The organism is Pseudomonas sp. FP1740 (genome assembly GCF_030687165.1).
Taxonomy (GTDB): domain Bacteria; phylum Pseudomonadota; class Gammaproteobacteria; order Pseudomonadales; family Pseudomonadaceae; genus Aquipseudomonas.
Genome location: NZ_CP117461.1, coordinates 5,287,809 through 5,308,494 on the forward strand (window position 1 = coordinate 5,287,809; position 20,686 = coordinate 5,308,494).

The 20,686-nt window shown below is 58.7% G+C and carries 15 protein-coding genes; 10 read left to right on the forward strand and 5 right to left on the reverse strand.

The annotated features are described in order from the left end of the window. The first annotated feature begins 125 nt into the window (after positions 1 to 125). Genes PSH69_RS23680 through PSH69_RS23690 form a run of 3 tightly spaced genes read left to right on the forward strand, consistent with a single transcriptional unit; the run spans position 126 to position 3,008 of the window. On the forward strand, positions 126 to 1,247 hold the full coding sequence (locus PSH69_RS23680) for a glycosyltransferase family 1 protein (RefSeq protein ID WP_305409993.1): 1,122 nt from the start codon (positions 126 to 128) through the stop codon (positions 1,245 to 1,247). Beyond that, a complete protein-coding gene (locus PSH69_RS23685; protein WP_305409994.1) occupies positions 1,240 to 2,016 on the forward strand; it encodes a polysaccharide deacetylase family protein in 777 nt (258 codons plus the stop codon). The genes PSH69_RS23680 and PSH69_RS23685 overlap by 8 nt, the downstream gene beginning before the upstream one ends. Next, positions 2,013 to 3,008, forward strand: coding sequence for a lysylphosphatidylglycerol synthase transmembrane domain-containing protein (locus PSH69_RS23690; protein WP_305409995.1), 996 nt, complete (start codon positions 2,013 to 2,015; stop codon positions 3,006 to 3,008). Before PSH69_RS23685 ends, PSH69_RS23690 begins: the two co-directional genes overlap by 4 nt. A gap of 20 nt (positions 3,009 to 3,028) precedes the next feature. Here PSH69_RS23690 and PSH69_RS23695 read toward each other — a convergent pair whose 3' ends face one another. After that, positions 3,029 to 3,205, reverse strand: coding sequence for a hypothetical protein (locus PSH69_RS23695; RefSeq protein ID WP_305409996.1), 177 nt, complete (start codon positions 3,203 to 3,205; stop codon positions 3,029 to 3,031). Between the two features lie 81 nt (positions 3,206 to 3,286). Continuing rightward, complete coding sequence (gene purU / locus PSH69_RS23700; protein ID WP_305409997.1) at positions 3,287 to 4,135, reverse strand: formyltetrahydrofolate deformylase; 849 nt, start codon at positions 4,133 to 4,135, stop codon at positions 3,287 to 3,289. 327 nt (positions 4,136 to 4,462) lie between these two features. On the opposite strand from purU, the gene mvaT reads away from it, so the two are divergent. Beyond that, the gene (gene mvaT / locus PSH69_RS23705) at positions 4,463 to 4,840 is read left to right on the forward strand and encodes a histone-like nucleoid-structuring protein MvaT (RefSeq protein WP_007933316.1); all 378 of its coding nucleotides are present in this window, start codon (positions 4,463 to 4,465) and stop codon (positions 4,838 to 4,840) included. A gap of 98 nt (positions 4,841 to 4,938) precedes the next feature. Here mvaT and sbcB read toward each other — a convergent pair whose 3' ends face one another. After that, a complete protein-coding gene (gene sbcB / locus PSH69_RS23710; RefSeq protein ID WP_305412865.1) occupies positions 4,939 to 6,369 on the reverse strand; it encodes an exodeoxyribonuclease I in 1,431 nt (476 codons plus the stop codon). 183 nt (positions 6,370 to 6,552) lie between these two features. Between sbcB and PSH69_RS23715 the strand changes: the two genes are divergently transcribed. Genes PSH69_RS23715 through PSH69_RS23740 form a run of 6 tightly spaced genes read left to right on the forward strand, consistent with a single transcriptional unit; the run spans position 6,553 to position 13,269 of the window. Next, complete coding sequence (locus tag PSH69_RS23715) at positions 6,553 to 7,278, forward strand: RDD family protein (protein WP_019651415.1); 726 nt, start codon at positions 6,553 to 6,555, stop codon at positions 7,276 to 7,278. After that, a complete protein-coding gene (locus PSH69_RS23720; RefSeq protein ID WP_305409998.1) occupies positions 7,275 to 8,252 on the forward strand; it encodes a stage II sporulation protein M in 978 nt (325 codons plus the stop codon). Before PSH69_RS23715 ends, PSH69_RS23720 begins: the two co-directional genes overlap by 4 nt. Beyond that, a complete protein-coding gene (locus PSH69_RS23725; RefSeq protein WP_305409999.1) occupies positions 8,239 to 9,783 on the forward strand; it encodes a DUF4129 domain-containing protein in 1,545 nt (514 codons plus the stop codon). The genes PSH69_RS23720 and PSH69_RS23725 overlap by 14 nt, the downstream gene beginning before the upstream one ends. Beyond that, a complete protein-coding gene (locus PSH69_RS23730) occupies positions 9,780 to 10,943 on the forward strand; it encodes a DUF4350 domain-containing protein (protein WP_305410000.1) in 1,164 nt (387 codons plus the stop codon). Before PSH69_RS23725 ends, PSH69_RS23730 begins: the two co-directional genes overlap by 4 nt. After that, positions 10,940 to 11,941 carry a MoxR family ATPase gene (locus PSH69_RS23735; RefSeq protein WP_018926531.1) on the forward strand — a complete coding sequence of 334 codons (1,002 nt, stop codon included), beginning with the start codon at positions 10,940 to 10,942 and terminating at the stop codon, positions 11,939 to 11,941. The genes PSH69_RS23730 and PSH69_RS23735 overlap by 4 nt, the downstream gene beginning before the upstream one ends. Further along, positions 11,938 to 13,269 (forward strand): DUF58 domain-containing protein, encoded by a 1,332-nt coding sequence (locus PSH69_RS23740; RefSeq protein ID WP_305410001.1) that lies wholly within the window; start codon positions 11,938 to 11,940, stop codon positions 13,267 to 13,269. Before PSH69_RS23735 ends, PSH69_RS23740 begins: the two co-directional genes overlap by 4 nt. Here PSH69_RS23740 and PSH69_RS23745 read toward each other — a convergent pair. Beyond that, a complete protein-coding gene (locus PSH69_RS23745) occupies positions 13,266 to 16,424 on the reverse strand; it encodes a hypothetical protein (protein WP_305410002.1) in 3,159 nt (1,052 codons plus the stop codon). The two genes, PSH69_RS23740 and PSH69_RS23745, sit on opposite strands and share 4 nt — an antisense overlap. 74 nt (positions 16,425 to 16,498) lie before the next feature. Then, positions 16,499 to 20,638, reverse strand: a complete 4,140-nt coding sequence (locus PSH69_RS23750; protein ID WP_305410003.1) for a neuraminidase-like domain-containing protein — start codon at positions 20,636 to 20,638, stop codon at positions 16,499 to 16,501. Positions 20,639 to 20,686 lie beyond the last annotated feature (48 nt).

Here is a 20,686-nt window from a genome sequence, read left to right on the forward strand (position 1 = left end):
CAGCCGAGCGGGAGCAAGCGCCCTCGCCACACAACGGTCCAAAGCCCTCGGCTTCGCCGCAAAACCCAACCGAACATCTATCCTTCATATAGGTCAACCAAAGGGAGCACATCGAACCCGGAGGGATGTTCATCGTGCATATCGCTGACATAACCATGTTCTACGCCCCTGCCAGCGGTGGCGTGCGCACTTATCTGGACGCCAAACACCGTCGCTTGGGCATCAAACCCGGCATTTGCCATAGCCTGCTGATCCCAGGGGCGCATTTGAGTGAACAGGATGGTGTCTATACGGTTCCGGCCCCCGCCCTGCCCTTCGGCAAGGGTTATCGATTCCCCCTCCGTCTCGGGCCGTGGCGCAATGTTCTGCGAGATTTACAGCCCGATCTGATTGAAGTCGGCGACCCTTACCTGACTGCCTGGGCCGCTTTGGACGCCAAGCGGCAACTCGATGTGCCGGTGATCGGTTTTTATCACTCCGATCTGCCGATGCTGGTCAGCAATCGCATGGGCAACTGGGTTACACCCAATGTCGAGGCTTATGTCAGTAAGCTCTACAGCAACTTCGACCGGGTTCTGGCGCCGAGCCAGGTCATGGCCGACAAACTGATCGGGCTGGGGGTGCGGAACGTTTTCGTACAACCTTTGGGCGTCGACCTGCAAACGTTCAACCCCGCTGTACGGGATCCAGACCTGCGGGCCGAATTGGGCATCGATGAAAACACTCACCTGCTGATCTTCGCCGGCCGTGGCTCCAAGGAAAAAAACCTGCCGGTGCTGCTCAACTGCATGAAACGCCTGGGTCGTCGCTACCACTTGCTGCTGGTGGGCTCGTCGATGCCGACCCTGGTGCCGCGCAATGTCACCGTCCTCGATGAATTCTGCCCGGCAGCGCAAGTCGCGCGCCTGATGGCCAGCGCCGACGCGCTGGTGCATGCCGGCGATCAGGAAACCTTTGGCCTGGTGGTTCTCGAAGCCATGGCCAGTGGCATTCCCGTGGTGGCCGTGGCGGCCGGGGCTTTCCAGGAGATTGTCACCGATCAATGTGGCTTGCTCTGCGCACCGAACAATCCAGTGGCGATGGCCAACACCGTTCGCGAGCTGTTCAGCCAAGGCAGCGCCGCGTTGGGCAAACAGGCCCGACGGCATGTCGAGCAACATTACGCCTGGGACACTGTGGTCCACAGCCTGCTGGGGCACTATCACGCCGTACTCGGCACGCAATGGCCGCTGATCGCCAATGGCTGAGCCCATGAACACACCCAGTCTGTTATTGGTGCTACACGACGTTGCACCGCAGACCTGGCCCGATTACCAGGCCTTCGTCGAAGCCGTCGACGCACTGGGTACAGTGCCGATGACCTGGCTGGTGGTGCCGAACTTCCACAAACATGACGACCTTGACGCACATCCGGAGTTTCGACGTTTGCTGAGCCGTCGCGTCGCTCGCGGCGACGAACTGGTACTGCACGGTTACTACCATTGCGATGAAGGACCGATTCCCACCACTCCCCGAGACTGGTTCATGCGCCGGATCTATACCCATGAAGGCGAGTTCTATGACCTGCCTCTAGACGCCGCTCTCGCCCGCCTGCGCGCCGGAATCGAGGTATTCCATCGCTACAACTGGCCGCTCGAAGGCTTCGTCGCCCCTGCCTGGCTGATGAGCGAAGGCACCCGCCAGGCATTGCGCCAGTTACCGCTGCGCTACACCAGCGATTCGCAGCACCTGTATCGTCTGCCGGATTTCACTGCGATCGATGCCCCAGGCCTGGTCTGGAGCGCACGCAGCGCCTGGCGCCGTGGCCTGTCGAAAATCATCAGCGATCAGCGCGAACAGCGCTGGCGCCAGGCGCCGGTGATTCGTCTCGGCCTGCACCCGGTGGACATGCGCCATGAGTTCTCGCGTCAGTATTGGCTGCAAACGCTCAAGCGCTTGCTCGACGAGGGCCGTGTGCCGATGACCAAGGCCGGTTGGTTGAAACTGCAACGCGACCCCGTCGGTCGCGCAGCATGAGCCGGGGGATTCTGCTGGTCATCGCGCTGCTCGCTGCGGTGCTCATCCCGTCGTTGCTGGGCGGCGGCGAGACATGGTCGCGGCTGCAAAGCTTTCCGCTGGAATGGCTGCTGATCATGTTCGGCATGATCCTGCTGTGCTGGGTGATCAACACCCTGCGCTTGCGCCTGTTGCTGGGCGATCAGAGTGACAAGGTGAGCCGCCTGAAAAGCCTCGGGGTGGTGATGTCCGCCGAGTTCGCCTACTGCGCCACCCCCGGCGGCAGTGGCGGCCCGCTGACCATCATGGCCCTGTTGGCGCGCCACGGCGTGCGGCCGGCCAGGGGCAGCGCCGTGTTCGCCATGGATCAGTTGAGCGACCTGCTGTTTTTTCTCTGCGCGCTGAGCGCGATTCTGATTTATGCACTGTTCCAGCACCTCAGCCAGCGCCTGGAATGGATGCTGACCGTCAGCGCCATCTCGTTGTTCGGCGGGCTGTTCAGCTGTGTATTGATGGCTCGCTGCCACCGTTCGCTGATTCGCCTGAGTGGTCGGTTGCTCGCCCGTTTCAATGTCAAGGAAGCGACCCGGCTTCGTTGGGCGCGAAAGCTCCTGCACTTCCTGGCGGCGTTCACCGACACACTGAAGTTACCCTTTCAAACATTGATCACGGTGTTTGCCCTGACCTGCTTGCATTGGGTCTTGCGGTATAGCGTGCTGTATCTGGCGTTACGCGGGCTGGGCGTGGACTTGCAATGGGCCTGGTGCTTTCTGATCCAGATGCTGTCATTGAGTGCGGGGCAATTCAGTCTGTTGCCGGGCGGTGCCGGGGCGGCGGAACTGACATCGGCGGCGCTGCTAGCGCCGATGGTGGGGAAATCCACCGCGGCGGCGGCGATTCTGATCTGGCGGACAGTGACTTATTACTTCTATCTGGTGGTCGGTGGCCCGGTGTTTCTGCTGATGCTCGGGCGGCCATTGCTGAAGAAGTTGATGAAGTTCAAGCAAGCTTGAAAGATCACCACAGGATCTTTTCAGACGCCTTCGGCGGTATCGTCGGAATCATCCCGCAACTGCTCCCACAACTCGGCGGCGCCGGGAAACTCCGTGCCGTCTTCGGGGCTCAGGTCATCCGGATCGTAACGGCTCAAACACCCCTCGCCCAATGTGGCGGGCGCCTTGGAAACGGCTTTGTCCAGCGGATCGGCCATGGTCATGTCCTCGGTGCAGAAACGGCGAAGGGCCTGAAGCGATTGAACGCCCAGACCCTTCGGATTTCAACCGTATGGTTGTCAAAACACGACGGTTTTGTTGCCGTGCACCAACACCCGGTCTTCCAGGTGATAACGCAGACCACGGGCCAGCACCATTTTCTCGACGTCACGACCGAAGCGCACCATGTCTTCAATACTGTCGCTGTGGCTGACACGCACCACGTCTTGTTCGATGATCGGACCGGCGTCCAGCTCTTCGGTGACATAGTGGCAAGTGGCACCAATCAACTTCACACCGCGCATCGAAGCCTGATGATACGGCTTGGCGCCGACGAACGACGGCAGGAAGCTATGGTGAATATTGATGACTTTGTGGGCATATTCGCTGCACAAGTCGGGCGGCAGAATCTGCATGTAACGGGCAAGTACCACCACTTCGGCGTCGTGCTGTTTGACCAGGCGCGAGACTTCGGCGAAGGCTGGTTCCTTGTCCTGCGGGTTGACCGGTACATGGTAGTAAGGAATACCGTGCCACTCGACCATGCTGCGCAAATCGTCATGGTTGGAAATCACGCAGGCGATTTCGCAGTCCAGTTCGTCGCTGTGCCAGCGGTGCAACAAGTCAGCCAGGCAATGGGACTCACGGCTGGCCATCAACACCACGCGCTTCTTCTGCTCGGTGTCGGTGATGCGCCAGTCCATCGAGAACTCTTGGGCAATCGGTGCAAACGCTTCGCGAAAGGCTTCGATACCGAAAGGCAGCGAATCGGCACGAATTTCGTGACGCATGAAGAACCAGCCACTGAGATTGTCCGAGTGATGGCTCGCTTCAGTGATCCAGCCGTTATGTGACGCCAGAAAGTTACTGACTTTAGCAACGATACCGACGCGGTCCGGGCAAGCAATCACCAGCCGAAAAGTGCGCATGAGGGGGAAACTCCAGAACTTCGCAAAGGCCGCCATTCTAGCGATTGCGCAGCAAAACTGCAGTATTGATGACGCGCGGCTGCGGATTGCGGTCATCGGCACAGGTTCCGGCGGTGCCATACGCCAGTGCATGGTGCTCTTGTAGCCAGCCTTCAAGAGGTTAACTGTGAATATTTGTGACGCTATTTAACTGCCTCTCCAATGAGTGTCCTATTCACCGTAACTAATTTAAGTAAAACTTCGGTTAAATGTTTACTTGATGAAACACCCTGACTATTATTGTCGCACTGTCACCCTGTCATCCAGCGCCAACATAAGGTAGTCCTCATGTCCTTGATCAACGAATATCGCGCCACCGAAGAAGCTATCAAAGAGCTGCAAGCGCGTTTGAAGAACCTGTCCCAAGACGACAAACTGCAAACCGAGCTGGAATTCGAAGGCAAATTGCGCACCCTGATGGGCGAATACTCCAAATCCCTGCGTGACATCATTGCCCTATTGGATCCAGAGTCCAAAACCAAGGCTCCACGTGGCGGCGCAGTAAAAACTACTGGCACCAAGCGTGCTCGCAAAGTTAAACAATACAAAAACCCGCACAACGGCGAAGTCATCGAAACCAAAGGTGGCAACCACAAAACTCTGAAAGAGTGGAAAGCCAAGTGGGGCGGTGATGTGGTTGAAGGCTGGGCGACCCTGCTGGGCTAAGCCGCAAGCACGTCGCAGACTGATCCGCGACCAAAAGAACGCCAGCAAATGCTGGCGTTTTTTTATGCCCGGAATTCAATCGCAAGTCATTTTCGTTTTCAAATATTCAAACGCTTGCGTAATGCCTGGACATGAATCTGCCATTCATCCAGAACCTCTTGCTGAAACGATGTAGGACTAATCGTCAATTGGGCGGCAGCTGTCAGAAAACTTTCCAGCGTATTGGGAGCGCCCCACTCCGGCACGGACAAACGCTGCTGACAAAATATTCGCCAGCGTTCTTGCTCTTCCAGGCTCAACGTATCGGGAAAGTTGCGTGCGCGATAACGAAACAATAATTCGGGCAAACGTTCATCATCGAAAGGCCACTGCTCTTGTGCTAATTGCGCAGGGTCGGCGGCTCTGACTTGCTCACATAGACGCCGATCCCGATCGCCGATAAAACCGTCGTATAACTGTTGCTCGGGGTCCAGGCTCGCGGCGAAATCCTCGCGGGCATAAATTCCCGAGACTTTATCTTGCCAAAGTTGTTGTGCGGCACTTAGCCGCAGCGCCCGTTCCTGATAGAGCGCCATGTCCAGCCCCAAACGTTGCTGATCTTCGGGACGAAGTACCGACAACGGCGCCACCACCGGGCATTTATTGATATGGATGAGCTTGAGCGGTACCGGCAGTTCGCCTTCGGCCAGATCGTCACGGCGGGTATAAAGCCGCTGACGCAAGGTTTCGGCATCCAGATCGAGCAGCCCCTGAGGGTCCAGGTGCAGATCACAGACAATCAACGCGTTGCGATTGCGTGGATGCCAGGCCAGTGGCAGTACCACGCCGACATAATGGCGGGCTGCCGAAAAGCGTCCGGAAATGTGCACCATCGGCTGCAACAGCCGAATCTGGTCCATCGCCTTTTGTTTGCTGCGCAACTGAAACAGCCAGTCATACAACTTCGGCTGTTTTTCACGAATCAGACGCGCCAGGGCGATGGTCGCGCGAACATCCGACAGTGCCTCGTGGGCATTCCCGTGATCGATGCCGTTGGCGGCGGTCAGGCGTTCGAGCTTGAGCGTCACCCGCCCTTCGTCATCCGTAGGCCAGACGAAGCCATCGGGACGCAACGCATAAGCCGCGCGTACGATGTCGATCAGGTCCCAGCGGCTGTTGCCGCCCTGCCACTCCCGTGCGTAGGGGTCGAAAAAGTTTCGATACAGGCTGTAACGGGTCATCTCGTCGTCGAAACGCAGCGTGTTGTACCCCGCCCCACAAGTGCCGGGCAGGGCGAGCTGGGCATGAACCCGTGTCATGAAATCGGCTTCGCTCAAACCTTGCTCGGCCAGAAGGCCAGGCGTGATACCGGTGATCGCGCAGGCTGCCGGATGCGGCAGGATGTCGTCACTGGGCTGGCAGTAGAGATTGACCGGCTCGTCTATTTCATTGAGATCAAAGTCGGTGCGAATCCCCGCCACTTGCAACGGACGGTCGCAACGGGGGTTGATGCCAGTGGTTTCGTAGTCGTACCAGAAGATCGAGGTCACGGGTTGTTCCTGAACAGAAGACCGGCGAAGTCTAGGCGCACACAGGCTGCCTCGACCAGAAATGTTGTCATTCAATCACCTCCGGCCGCATACCGTGCAATACATAGTTATGTCGTTTCCCCCCGAGAGGCTGCTAGCATCGAACGGACATCGAATCGCAAACCGGCCACAGCAAGGTTGCCCATGCTCGAGACCACAGCACTGCCACGGAAAGCAACGCTGGCCCCGCCACTGGACACGCGGTATCAGGTCGAAACGCCCGAAGGCATCGACTTGCCACTGCGCCCGGCCGGGTTGATGGTCCGTGCGCTGGCGTTCACCATCGACCTGGGCCTGCGCGGGTTGATCCTGGGCCTGCTGTTCATGGTGCTGGCGTTCCTCGGCAAACTTGGCGCGGGGCTTGGCTCGATTTTGCTGTTCGTGGTGAGCTGGTGGTACATGGTGCTGTTCGAGGTGCTCAATCAGGGGCGCTCGCCGGGCAAGCAATGGATGGGGTTGCGCGTGGTGCACGACGATGGCACCCCCATCGGCTGGTCGGCGTCCTTGCTGCGTAACCTGTTGCGATTTGTCGACATGTTGCCGTTTGGCTATTTCCTCGGGGCGATCAGTTGCCTGCAACATCCCACCTTCAAACGCCTCGGCGATCTGGCCGCCGGCACGCTGGTGATCTACCGCGAACAACCGCTCACCCGACCGCAGTTACCCGATGCCCCGCCGCGCCGTGCCGCTTTCGCGCTGACGCTGACCGAGCAACGCGCCATCCTCGGGTTTGCCGAGCGCCAGGGTGAACTCTCCGAGGCGCGGGCAAGCGAACTCGCCTCGATACTCGCGCAACCGCTGCACGTTTCAGCGCCGCAGGCCGTGGCCGAACTCAACGGCATCGCCCGCGGACTGTTGGGCCCGACATGAAGCAAAGCCTATTCGAAAGCCGCCACAAGACCGAATGGGAGCAGTTTGCACTCATGCTCGAACGGCTGGAACGCGGCAAGGAAACCTCGCGAGTCGCCAGCTTCCCCAGCGATTATCGACGACTCTGCCAACACCTGGCCCTGGCTCAGGAGCGTGGTTACAGCAGCTTTTTGGTCGACTCGTTACAGCAACAGGTGCTGCGCGGGCATCAACAGCTTTATCGGCATCGCAGTTGGCTGAGGGCCAACGTACTGAGCTTCATCCTTGCCGACTTCCCGCGACTGGTGCGCGAACAATGGCGCTTCGTGCTTGCCGCCAGCCTGATTTTTTTTGGCAGCCTGATTGGCATCGGGCTGCTGGTGTATCTGTTCCCGGAACTGGTCTACAACCTGATCCCGGCCGAGCAGGTCAGTGAGATGCAAAGCATGTACGACCCTGTCGCCGGTCATCTGGGGCGCTTGGCAGAACGGGCGGCCAGTGAAGACTGGGAGATGTTCGGTTACTACATCATGCACAACATCGGCATCGCGTTTCAGACCTTCGCCAGCGGTTTGCTGTTTGGCCTGGGCAGCGCGTTTTTCCTGTTCTTCAACGGCTTGATGATCGGTGCGGTGGCCGGGCACCTGACGCACATCGGCTACGGGCAAACCTTCTGGTCATTCGTGATCGGGCACGGCGCCTTCGAACTGAGCGCCATTGCCCTGGCCGGTGCCGCCGGCCTGCAACTGGGCTGGGCGTTGATCGCGCCGGGACGTTTGCCCCGCGCCGAAGCCCTGCGAGTGGCGGCGAGCAAGAGCGTGTTGCTGATTTGCGGGGTCATGCTGTTTTTGTTGATTGCCGCGTTTATAGAAGCCTACTGGTCGTCGCGGACCGGAGTCACGCCGCTGACCAAATACCTGGTCGGCGCAGCGCTCTGGGTGTTGGTTGCGACTTATCTGCTGTTTGCCGGACGGACCCGCCATGCGCCTGAGTGACGCCACTGCGGTGATTCGCCCACGCACAAACTGGGAAGCCATGGACCTGGGGGTGCTGCTGAGTCAGCGCCATCGACGCCTGTTGATGACCAGTTGGGCGATCGTGACCCTACCGATTTTTACCTTGCTCAGCCTGATGCTGTGGGATTCGCCCTCCCTCGCCCTGTTCCTGTTCTGGTGGCTCAAACCGGCATTCGATCGGCTGCCGCTGTACATCCTGTCCAAAGCCATGTTCGGCGAAACACCCACGCTGAAACAGGCCCTGCGCCAATGGCCGCGCCTGCTCCCGCCGCAACTGCTGGCCAGCCTGACCTGGCGCCGCCTGAGCCTGAGCCGCAGCTTTCTGATGCCGGTGGTGCAACTCGAAGGGCTGGAGGGCGAAGCACGACAACAGCGTTTACGCGTGCTGTTGCAGCGCAATGCCGGTGCCGCGCAATGGCTGACGATCATCGGCGTGCACCTGGAAACCGCGTTGTGGATCGGCCTGATGGTGCTGTTCTACATGCTCTTGCCGCTGCAGGTCGAACTCGACTGGGGCTGGCAGACCTTGATTGCCGCCGCCACACAAGACTGGCGCTGGCTGGAACACCTGACCAATGCTTTTTACGCCCTGGTGCTGGTGGTCTGGGAACCGATTTATGTCGCCTGTGGTTTCAGCCTTTACCTGAACCGGCGCACACGGCTGGAAGCCTGGGACATCGAACTGGTGTTCCGCCGCTTGCGCCAACGCCTGAGCAGCGCAGTCATCACGCTGCTGCTGGCGGCGTGTGTGCTGGTGCCGACGGGGCAAAGCGTCTGGGCCGCCGAACCGGGCATGTCACCGGACAGCCCGCGTCTGTTGGAGCAACCGCTGACCAGTCAGGCATCCCGAGACAGCATCAAGGCCATCCTCGATCAGCCACCGTTCAAGAACAAGGAAACGGTGACCCGCTATCGGTTCGGCGAAGACAAGCCCGCCGACGATACCGCGCACGGTGGTCAAACACCCGCCTGGCTGAAAGCGCTGTTCAGTTTGCTCAACAGCCAACGTTTCGGCGCATTGGCCAACCTGATCGAGGTGTTGCTGTGGGGCGCGGTGATCGGCGCCATTGGCCTGTTGATCTGGCGTTACCGCGACTGGTTGCAGGCGTTCGTCAGCCGCCGGCCAGCGCTCAACCGAAAAGTGACGCGACCATTGCCGCAGCAGGCGTTCGGCCTGGACCTCAACCGCGAAACCCTGCCCGCCGATATCGCGGCCAGCGCCGAAAGCCTCTGGCAAACCAACCCGCGTGAAGCCCTCGGTTTGCTCTATCGCGCCCTACTCAGTCACTTGTTGAACGACTTCAACATGACGCTCAAGCCCGCCGACACCGAAGGCGAAGTGCTTCAGCGCGTTGAACAATTGAAGCAACCGGCGTTGCTGGCCTTCAGTAAAAACCTGACCGCACACTGGCAGAACATGGCCTACGGGCATCGCCTGCCACCGGCGCATTTGCAACAGGAACTGTGTGACGGCTGGCGCGCATTGTTCGGCCCCGGAGCGGTCCGTTGAACCGCAGGGCATGGCTGGCAGTCGGCGGGTTCATCGTCGTGCTCTTGGGTGCGCTGAGTGTTTACCTGTATTTCAAGGCCACGCCCTATCAGGTACAAATCGAACACGGCCCGTCCCCTGAAGCCCAGGCCAATCCCTACCTGGCCGCCGAGCACTTTCTGCGCAAACAGGGCCTGACCGTCAGCCACGCCAACAGCCTCGACATCCTGCCGACCCTCGAACCGCGTCAGCACAGCCTGTTGTTGCTCGGCGACCGGTCCAACATGTCGCCGCGCCAGGTGGATCAGGTGTTGAACTGGACCCGGGCCGGTGGGCGCCTGTTATTCGTCGCCGAAGCCCTGTGGGATGAAAAGACCGGCCAAAGCAATGACCTGCTGCTCGACCGGGTGCAGTTGCACCAGTTCCTGAGCAAAGACCTCAAGGACTCGCCTCCCGATCTGCGCGATGATCCCTACCCCAAACTGACCAAGCTCTATCTGGAAAACGAAGAGGCGCCGGCCTACTTCAGCTTCGATACCGCGTTCCACCTCGACGACCCGAAAAACCTCGCCCAGGCCTGGGCCAACAGTGGCAAGGCCACGCATATGATGCAGCTGAGCCACGGGCTGGGTTCGATCACCGTGGTCACCGACGCCGACCTCTGGAAAACCCCGGCCATCAACCAGTACGACAACGCCTGGCTGCTGTGGTACCTGACGGCCGACACCGATGTGACCCTGCTGTTCAATACCGAGCACGACAGTCTGCTGACCTTGTTGTGGCGTTACTTTCCCCAAGCCCTGGTGGCCCTGATCGCCTTGATCGCTTTGGGTTTCTGGCACGTTGGCGTGCGCAGCGGCCCGTTGCTGGAGCCGGCCCCAAGGGCGCGTCGGCATCTTCAGGAACACCTGCGCGCCAGCGCCGATTTCATGCTGCGCCGCAGCGGTCAGCACAGCCTGTTGCACGCCTTGCAGCAAGACATCCTGCGTCGTGTCCGCCACCGTCATCCCGGTTTTGAACAACTCGGCGTCGCCGAACAATGGCTGGTGCTCGCACGCCTGACCGGCCACCCCACACGCGCCATCAGCCAGGCCATGAGCCCGCGACCGAAACAGCGGCTGTCCAGCGCTGAATTCAGCCGTCAGGTCGCCCACCTGCAAACCTTGAGGAACGCCTTATGAGTGAACAGATCGAGCCCGGCACCCAGACCCACGCCGCCCAGCAGCGCCAGCGCGCCAGCCAGTTGGCCCAGGCGATAAGAACAGAACTGCAAAAAGCGGTGATTGGCCAGAACACCGTGATCGACGATGTGCTCACCGCCCTGATCGCCGGCGGCCATGTGCTGCTCGAAGGCGTGCCGGGGTTGGGCAAGACGTTGCTGGTGCGCGCCCTCGCCCGTTGCTTCGGTGGCGAATACGCCCGCATCCAGTTCACCCCGGACCTGATGCCCAGCGACGTCACCGGGCACGCGGTGTACGACCTGCAAACCGAGCAATTCAAACTGCGCAAAGGCCCGTTGTTCACCAACCTGCTGCTGGCCGATGAAATCAACCGCGCCCCGGCAAAAACCCAGGCCGCGTTGCTCGAAGCCATGCAGGAACGCCAGGTCACCCTCGAAGGCCGCGCCCTGCCCATCGCCCAACCGTTCATGGTGCTGGCCACGCAAAACCCGATCGAACAGGAAGGCACTTACCCGTTACCCGAAGCCGAACTCGACCGCTTCATGCTCAAGGTGCGCATGGACTACCCCGAGGCCGATCAGGAATTGGACATGGTGCGTCAGGTCAGCCGCTCGACCCGCGCCGACATGCTCGATGTACAACCGCTGCGCACCGTGTTGCAAGCCAAGGACGTACTGGCCTTGCAGCGCATTGCCAGTGATCTGCCGCTGGACGATCAGGTGCTCGATTACGCCGTGCGCCTGGCCCGCACCACCCGCACCTGGCCGGGTTTGACCCTCGGCGCCGGGCCTCGCGCCTCCATCGCCCTGGCACGTTGCGCCCGGGCCCGCGCCTTGTTGCGCGGGGGCGAGTTCGTGATTCCCGACGACATCAAAGGTTGCGCCCTGGCGGTACTGCGTCACCGCGTGCGGATTGCCCCGGAGCTGGACATCGAAGGGCTGGACGTCGATCAGGTGCTCAAGCAACTGCTCGACCAAGTGCCGGCGCCACGCCTGTGAAACCCTCGCGCCTACTGCTGATCTGGCTTGCCATCCTGCTCGCCATTGGCATCGTGCTGGGCACCTTGCGGCCTTTGGAGTTCGACGTTCCATCAACCCTGTTGTCGATCAACTGGGGATTGCTGCTGGCGCTGCTGACCCTGGCGATACTCGACGCCATTCGCCTCAAGCGTTTGCCCTCACCGCGCCTCCAGCGACAAATGCCCGGCAGCCTGGCGCTCGGTCGATGGAGCGACGTGCGATTGGAGGTCGAGCATGATTTTACCCAACCACTGAACACTCAGATCTTCGACCACGTACCCGACGGCCTGAGCTTCGAAAACCTGCCCCTGTCGGTCGAACTGCAACCCGGCCAACAGAGCCAGATCAGCTACCGCCTGCGCCCGCTCATGCGCGGCCATTTCAGCTTCGAATACTGCGAAATCAACCTGCCGAGCCCCATGGGGTTGTGGTCCGACAAACGCCTGCTCAACATACCCGACACCACCCGCGTCTACCCCGACTTCGCCCGCCTCTACGGCGGCCAGTTGCTGGCGGTGGACAATTGGCTCAGCCAACTCGGCGTACGCCAGCGCCAACGTCGCGGCCTGGGCCTGGAATTCCATCAACTGCGCGAATTCCGCGAAGGCGACAGTCTGCGCCAGATCGACTGGAAAGCCACCGCCCGCCAACGCACCCCCATCGCCCGCGAGTACCAGGACGAGCGCGACCAGCAAATCATCTTCATGCTCGACTGCGGCCGCCGCATGCGCAGCCAGGACGGTGAACTCGCGCATTTCGATCACGCTCTCAATGCCTGCCTGTTGCTCAGCTACATCGCGTTGCGCCAGGGCGACGCGGTGGGCTTGAGCACCTTCGCCAGCAACCATCCGCACTACCTTGCCCCGGTCAAGGGCACAGGCCAGCTCAACGTGTTGCTCAACAGTGTCTACGACCTCGACAGCACCCAACGCCCGGCCGACTACCAGGCCGCCGTCACGCAACTACTGGCCCGACAAAAACGCCGGGCACTGGTGGTGCTGGTGACTAACCTGCGGGATGAAGACGATGAAGAACTGCTGACCGCCGTCAAACGCCTGAGCAAACTGCATCGGGTGCTAGTGGCGAGCCTGCGCGAAGACTTGCTCGACAGCCTGCGGCAAACGCCGGTGCAAACCTTGCCAGAGGCGCTGACCTATTGTGGGACGGTGGATTATTTGAATGACCGGGCGCAGCTCCATGAGCGGTTGAGTGCTCATGGAGTGCCGGTGGTGGATGCTCGGCCCCAAGAGTTGGGGGCCGAGTTGGTGACACGGTATTTGGGGTGGAAGAAGGCCGGGGTACTTTAACCCTTGTCCACCTCTTCATTGGAGTAATTGCCCAATGACATCGGGTTCACCGGTGACAATTTGAGCAGGTTGTGGGCTGCTACAAACAAGCCAAAACTGCCGTCTTTCACGTTACCGAATGAAAACTGGTACGACAGCCCGCCCATTGGCATTTTCCGGGGAGCGCCAACGGTAAATTGAGGGGTGGATCCCATCTCCCTTAGCGGAGTTCCCGTACACCCTAATCGGACGTCTTGTTCAAGCACCGGATGGTTTATGGTACTTGGTGCAATCAAATATTCGGCGGAAGAACCACGGCGAGGAAACAAGGATTTCTCCCCAAGCTTGCCCTGATCAGCATCCTCTGTTGCCCGAATAATCACATTAACCCAAGGATCAGATTCCAGCACAGTCAAGTTGCTTTCAACCTTCTCGTGGGTGTAGTCGTAGCGGTTGAGCAGGCTGGCTTCGACGACGTTATCTTCAAGGTCCCTTGGCTGGCACGCATAAGGTGCCCAGCCGTCTGCTCTGCTGAGGACCACGTGCTCGTCCCCCCGGTATCGATAAGTGATCGGAACCCCGCCCACCGGCTCCCCCGTGTAGTGCGAGCACACGCGGTGCGAAACATACGCGGCCTCATCCAGCTCGATGACAGGATGAATCGTGGCCTCGCGGGCGTCTGTGAATTTCAAACGGTTGTGCCCCAACGCCATCATAAATCCGAGATTAAAATTTTCCGTTCCCACTATTAATGCCAGATCCAGTCGAAACGCGGCTGAGTTCTCACAATCGACGCAATCCATCAACCATTCAGTACCCTGCAAGGCAATGGCTACGTCTTCGCCTAAATCCGCGCGAAATTTGATGCCAAGGGTTCGAGGATCTATCTCACCAGAAAGAAAGATCAGTTGCAGGTGCAGGCCTGACAATGCCGCATGGGGATTGGGCATGAACCGAAATGCGTGTACGGCGCCCATACTCGGAAAGGACGTCCCTTGTGTTATCAGCATTGAGTCGAACTCGGCCACCCCCTCATCCAGGATATACGGTGCGATCAATCGCCCGGACAGCTCCCAAGGCTGAAGGAGAATGTCGGGGTCAGTGAAAAAATCAAGCTCCAACCAACCGCTGCCACCACGGTCTGCAGTCATCGTCCATGCCAATCCTTCCTCTTCCAGAATAGAGGTCTGACCCAGGGGAGGAGAAAATGACAGCCCCAACCCGGGATTTGTCCCTCGCCAACGCAGCCCCACCCTTTTACCCAGCAATTGACTTCCCGGTTTGGGTTTCATGCGCAGCGTCAGAGTGCTCCCACGCAGGCAGTAAAAGTCCAGAGGGCCCTCGGAGGAGAGCCGGTTATCCGGCTCCAGCACCAGCTCGACATGCTCATTCCAGGAATTACTCCGGATCGCTGTGAAACTGAACGACTCCTCGATCTGCGCTTCATCGTCATCATCACGATTCTTGACCCGCGCAATCAATTTCTCGGAGCCTTCCGTTTCAGGTTTGTAAGTCAGCTCCACCCAGCCCTCGAGGCCCGTACGGGAGATGATTTTGCCGAACGGTGTGTCCCAAACAACCTCAACGTTCCTCGCACCTTCAGTTGAACCGGCTGCCAGTATCTGCAGCTTCACACGCACACTTTCCCCCTCATCAAGCACCGGCGACCTGTTAGCCTCCCGACGCTCACCCACTTCAAACTTGTTGTAGGCCAATGACAACGTGTTCAGTTCGGAGTGATCACGAAGTCGCTCCGCTTGCAGCCCGATGTGGCACTCACCGTCCAACGCGTCAACGCAGTTGACGGTCCACTCCACGGCGCCATTTACCCAAGGCACATAGCGTGTCAACGGTGGATCTACGGTCACCTGAAGGTCCTCGGCGGACATACCCTCCCAGAACAGCCTCACCGGGTAATCGAGCAACCCGCTGCCTGCAGGTGCCGTTACCCGAATTTTGTATTCATGCTCGCCACGATGCGGATAGCCTTTTTTCTCTCCCAGGGGAAACGCATTGCCCCCCCCAAGAGAAATCTGCGCGTCATTCCAGGGGTTACTGCTGAGTACTTTGACATCCATTAAATGCCGATACTTGCCGCTCACAAGATAGAGGCTGTCAATCAGTACTTCGATTTGCTGGAGGCCAGCGTTTTTCGGTGAGTAATCAAAGAAAGCCTCGCCGTTGGCATCTGTAACGGCTGATTCGCCATCGAACGTCATCTCACGCTCGGCAAGAAGCTGATGGGTGTAGTAGGAAGCGACCTTCACCCCGATCTCTACGCTTTGCTCGTTCACGATCGGGTCGAACGCAGGAGCAAATTCAGCGGCGACCACGACCCGGTGATCACCGATGGAAAAAAGGACCTCATGGGGTTCTGCATCCCACTTGCTTTCGACCAGCAACTTGAAGTCGTCGTTTGCCAAATAATCGAAGACATCCAGCAACCAGACGTCTTCAATCATCTGCAACTCACCCAGCCCGGGGCGGAGTATCAAATCCGACGGCGGTGGGGCGGTCACTTCTTTCTGCAGGGAGACTTCTGTACCGTTCCATACGTTGCCTTCGGCAACCAACAACTTGAACTCATGAGCGTCTGGCCCTGCGGCGCCCTTGCACAGGTAAAGAAAAGGCTCACCGTCAAACTCCTGATCATCGATCTTCAGCCCACGAAGCGCCAACGTCCCGAGATAAAGCCGAACGCTGACATTAGTGACATCCAGCGTACCGGCATCCATATCGGAAGTAGCCGGGTAACCGAAACGAATGCCCAGTTGCGCATCATCAACGGTTGGCGCGAGGTCCTGAGCCCCTGGAGTGGGTTCGAAGTCCAGGGGGGTCGGTTCCTCACGACTACCATCCCACCTAAGCGGCGTTTGATCTCCCCAGACGCCATCGCGTGCTATCTGATACCAGCTGTCCCGTTTTGTGGTCTGGTAGTCGAAGGTCAGGTGATACCTGGCATCCGCACCTCGGGGCTTCGGCAGTGTAAATACCTGCTCGAGCCAGGCATCGTTCTGCATCCTTCCGGTGCTGATCTCCTTCCCCTCGTATGAAGGTCTGCCGATCACCGCTTTATCGTGAGGCGCCTCCCCTCTTTTCCAGGAACCGCCAAGTGGTTTTTCGAATGTGCCCTCTTCGATCAGGTCTGCACCTTTTCTTTCATCCCGCTTACGCATGATTTGATCCTTTTGATCATTGGGGGGAGCGCCATCAGTACTTCACCTGTCGTCCTGGCGCGCCGGAAGCTTTTTCAAGGATTGGCCGGTGGTTCGACCATCTTTTGAGCCAACTTGGCATAATCACTCTCACTCCCTGCGTCCTTGGCCATGTAGCTGACCTTCACAATGACGTCCGTCAAGGACAGCAACAATTCCCGCTGCGATGGCCTCGTAGGTCGAGGGAATCTCAATATCCAAGTCGATATCGCGCCAGTGCATTCAAAGGGGAAGTAGCGGTCGTTGTTGAAGTTCATCTCGACCATGCCCGTATCATTAAGGCCACTGGATATACCGATCTGCTGACTGGAGCGCACATTGACCTTGATATCCGGACCGGCGCTGGCGCCCACGACGCCGTACATGAACTCCAACGATGCCTCTCTGGCCTGAGTCAACGTGTGACTGCCGGTCTGCAACAGGATGGCCTGCATATCCTGATACGGGCCCCTTGTTACAGGCAGCGAAATGCTGACTGACAGGATTTGTCTGCAGAAATGCCCCGGAAAGTCGTGGTCGAATAGCCTTTGCGCAAGGGTGAAGGCCAGGCTCCCCCCCTCAATGAGAGCCGACAACGCTGTATTCCAACTGTCATGTTTCTGCTCGCCATAGAGATCCTGGTTGTCGAACAAGTGCTTGAGAGAAATCGTCTTGACCAGCTCCAGCCGGCGCTCATGTCGTTTATGGTATTCGGCCAACATGAGTAACAGATCAAGCTTCAAGAACTCGGAAGCCGTCAATCCATGGTATTTCTCCTGCCAGACGTCGGAGCGGATGAACGGGTTGCTCTCGTAGTCACCGGTTTCGTAGCGCATGCAGGTTTCAGCTGTCTGGCAAAGCGAGACCACAGCATCATGGGCCGGGAAATACAGGTTCTTCATCTGGCCGACCATCCAGCCACTGAAGTCCACGGAGATGTCGCGTTCCTGCTTCAAGAAGGCGTACATCGCTTGTATATGAGCATTGACGGTTTCAGTGTGTCTCAGGCTCGCCTGCGCGGCCTTGATCGCGTGATCCTGGGCCGCCAGTTGTTGGTCATACGCCTCCAGCTCGAGGCGGCCCTGCTTGCTGTTGAGATTCCAGTCCTGCTGACGGCGACGGTATTCTTCGGATCTGGACAGGCGCTCAGCGTTCATCCGCATGCCGTCGGACATGATTTGAGTCATCATCCCCAGTGATCGCGGAAACGCGCTGAACTGCATGCCCCCGGTTGATGTGCCATACACGTTGGGGAAAGCATCCAGTGCCGCAGCAACGGCCATCGCCGCACTCGATCCGGATGCAGCAGTATTCGCGTCCTGGATTTGATCCATCACCCGATACTCGCCCGCCGAGACATTCTCCTTGGACAACTGCTCAAAATGTTCGACCCGCGCCAGCGCCACCGCCCTGCTGCGCACCAGAGCCGTCCTGGCCTCGATCAGCTGATTGATGGTTTCTGTTTGCATCGTAATGGCAAAGTTGCCCAATTCATTTAATTGCAACTGGTGCAGCTCCTCCTGCCGGCCACTATCACGTTTGTCCAGATGCTGGCGTAACAACTCACCAAAACGGGAGTGGGTTTCCAGCGCACTCAGGGCCAGGTCGAGCATGACCTTGAAGCGATACGGTGGGACCACCAGTTGTGCCCCCATGCGCCGCGTAAGGCCGGCAGCCCCCGGCGCCTGGGCTAACAACAATTGCCGCGGATCGGCCGCCGGGCTGTAGCGTGGTAGAGCAAGCGGTTTACCATCAATCGTCAGCTCATGCCGCAAGTTGAACAGTCGTTGACGGATGCCCTCATAGGTGTCCAGCAATTTCTGGTTGATGGGCGTGCGAAAACCCTCGACACCGAGCGCCGCCAGATAGGGCCGGGATGTCGAGCCTCGCGGCCATTCACCGGGTTCAAGTACGTACTGTCGCTCGAACTGGCGCAGCGTTTCACGCTCGCTCATCCTGACCTGCAGCTCCTTGATCGGTTGGGGAACCCAGTCACTGGCCGTGCCGAACTCAGGCTCCTCGCCCATCAGTGCCTGTGCGCGCAGGTAATGCAATTGCGCGGCGGCAAGGTCATCCCGGTTCAATTGCCGATACAGCCAGTCGCCCCACTCAACCAACGTGCGCACATACTCCATGAATATGGCAATCCGATAGTGTTTGGGCGTGCCATAGGCAATCCCATCCGGGTCATTGGGCTTGGCCAGCTCATGGGCGATATCACCTTTGTCCATCAGGGGTCGACAGCGCCAGTACTTGGGGGCCTCGGGTACATCACGGTCTGTTTCATCGAACGTTTGTGCCTTGAGCGCCGGATCGAAAATGTAATTAATCCAGCGCTGGGCTTCGCCGAATCGACCCTCGCTTCGCAAGCGGGACACCACCAGATGAACAACATGAAAGAACAGCTCCCACATGTACAAACCGTTACTGCCTTCAAACGGTCCGTTACCTTCTGGTTTTGTACCCGGCCAGCCCGGTTCCGGGAGGTGTTGCGTCGACCAGCTCAGCACGCTGTCTACCGAAATTTCAGCTCGCGCAATTAATTGCGGGCCAATCACGGTATTCAGCCGCGTGTATTGAAAACTTTGCCCGCTAACAGAATCGTTGAAATCCAGAAACTGCGCCGCGTTGCCTGCACTGTTGCGCAGTTTGGGGATTTGGTAGATGGGTCTGTCTTGATGTTTTTCAACTGCGTAAACGTTAGCACTTGGCCTAAGGCTCGTGCCTTCGGGCTTTGCAATAGCAAAGCGGAAGGGTATACCGGCATCAATGGGAAACGGATCGCGAACGATGACCATCCATTCCGTGCGCGCATTACCGTCCAGCGCCAGGTCTGTCACTTGATCCTCCGGATCGCCCGGTTCTGCATTAGCGGTAAACGTCAGTGTGAAGCGAGCGTTGGTCATCGGCGCCGCTATGTAACTGCAAGTTCCCCTGACCCGCAAAACCTCCTTGGAAACACCGCCAACCAGTTCCCGGGAAAGGACCGCCTCCAACCCCAGGGAATCATTGAAATCGCCCACCTCTTCACCACTGTCGCCGACTATGCGCTCAATCGAAGTCGAGGGTCGATCCCCCGGCATGATTTTGTATTGCAAGGTCAAAGGGTCTTTGAAGCGACTTGTCGCCATTTCCAGGAGCGCTTGTTCTTCAACCGTCCGTTTGCGCATCAGCGTATCGCGGGTGTCGTAAATATCGAGTAGCGGTTCATCGATCAGCGTTGCGGAGGCGCGATTGGTAAAGTAAACCGCCAGCTTGTTTTCCCTGGCGTCCAACTCAGCGAATACCACGGCCACCAACCGACCGCCCTTCTCATCGAACGGCTCGGCACGAGGCACCTCGTTGAGCACAAACGGTACGGACCATTCTCCATTCAGAGTCAGATAGGACGCCTGAATCTTCAAAACGCCATCGCTGACGACTGCATTGGCCTGATCCCTCAGGGGTTTACGCCAGTCGGCCCAGACCACGAATAGCCGCCCCCCCCAGAACACCGGCCGGATATCGAGCATTCGATCGGACGGAGGAATGTTGATTAGTTCCCACTCGCTCCAGGCCGTGGGGTTCACAAAATCCTGAGGTTGCGAAAGGTCGATGTCGGCCTTACGCCAGAAGTGGCGAAAGGGCTCGATTCTTTCCTTACTGATGAAGTAATAAGTGGCCCGCTTGAACTGGTCACTGTCAACGTAACCACTGATAACTTCCAGGTCGCTGATTTCCTGAAAACCGCGCAAGTACTCTTTGATGCAGGCGTGCACCGAATCTTCGGTCAGGCGCGTCTGGTTCAGGTTGTCTTCAAAAGTTCGGAACAGCCGGGTGCGCTTGATCCGAAGCGCTGGATCGATGTAGTTCTCCGGATAGTCCTTGATCATCTGGTTGGCATACCACCGGCTCGACACCCCCTCGACGTTCTGCCAGTACTCCAACTGTTCCGGGTCAAATGATCTGTCATAGCCCGGCTCCATACCGTTGTAAATGCGGTTGATGTAGTCCTGCACAGTGGCAGTCGCCTGCGCAACCTGAGTGGTGCGAACGTCGGCGGAACTCTGTGGGTCAATACCCAGGTACTCTTGCAAGTCCTCATTTGATTGCGGCGCCACACCTTCGGGATACTTGATCAGGCGTGTATTGCGCGCCAGAGCCGCTTGGGCTTTGGCTAGTTCTGCTTCCAGCGTGTTGACAAAAAGCGTTGCCATGATTCAACTCCTGTCGTGATGGGGGCGACTGCCGTAACCGGGCACCTG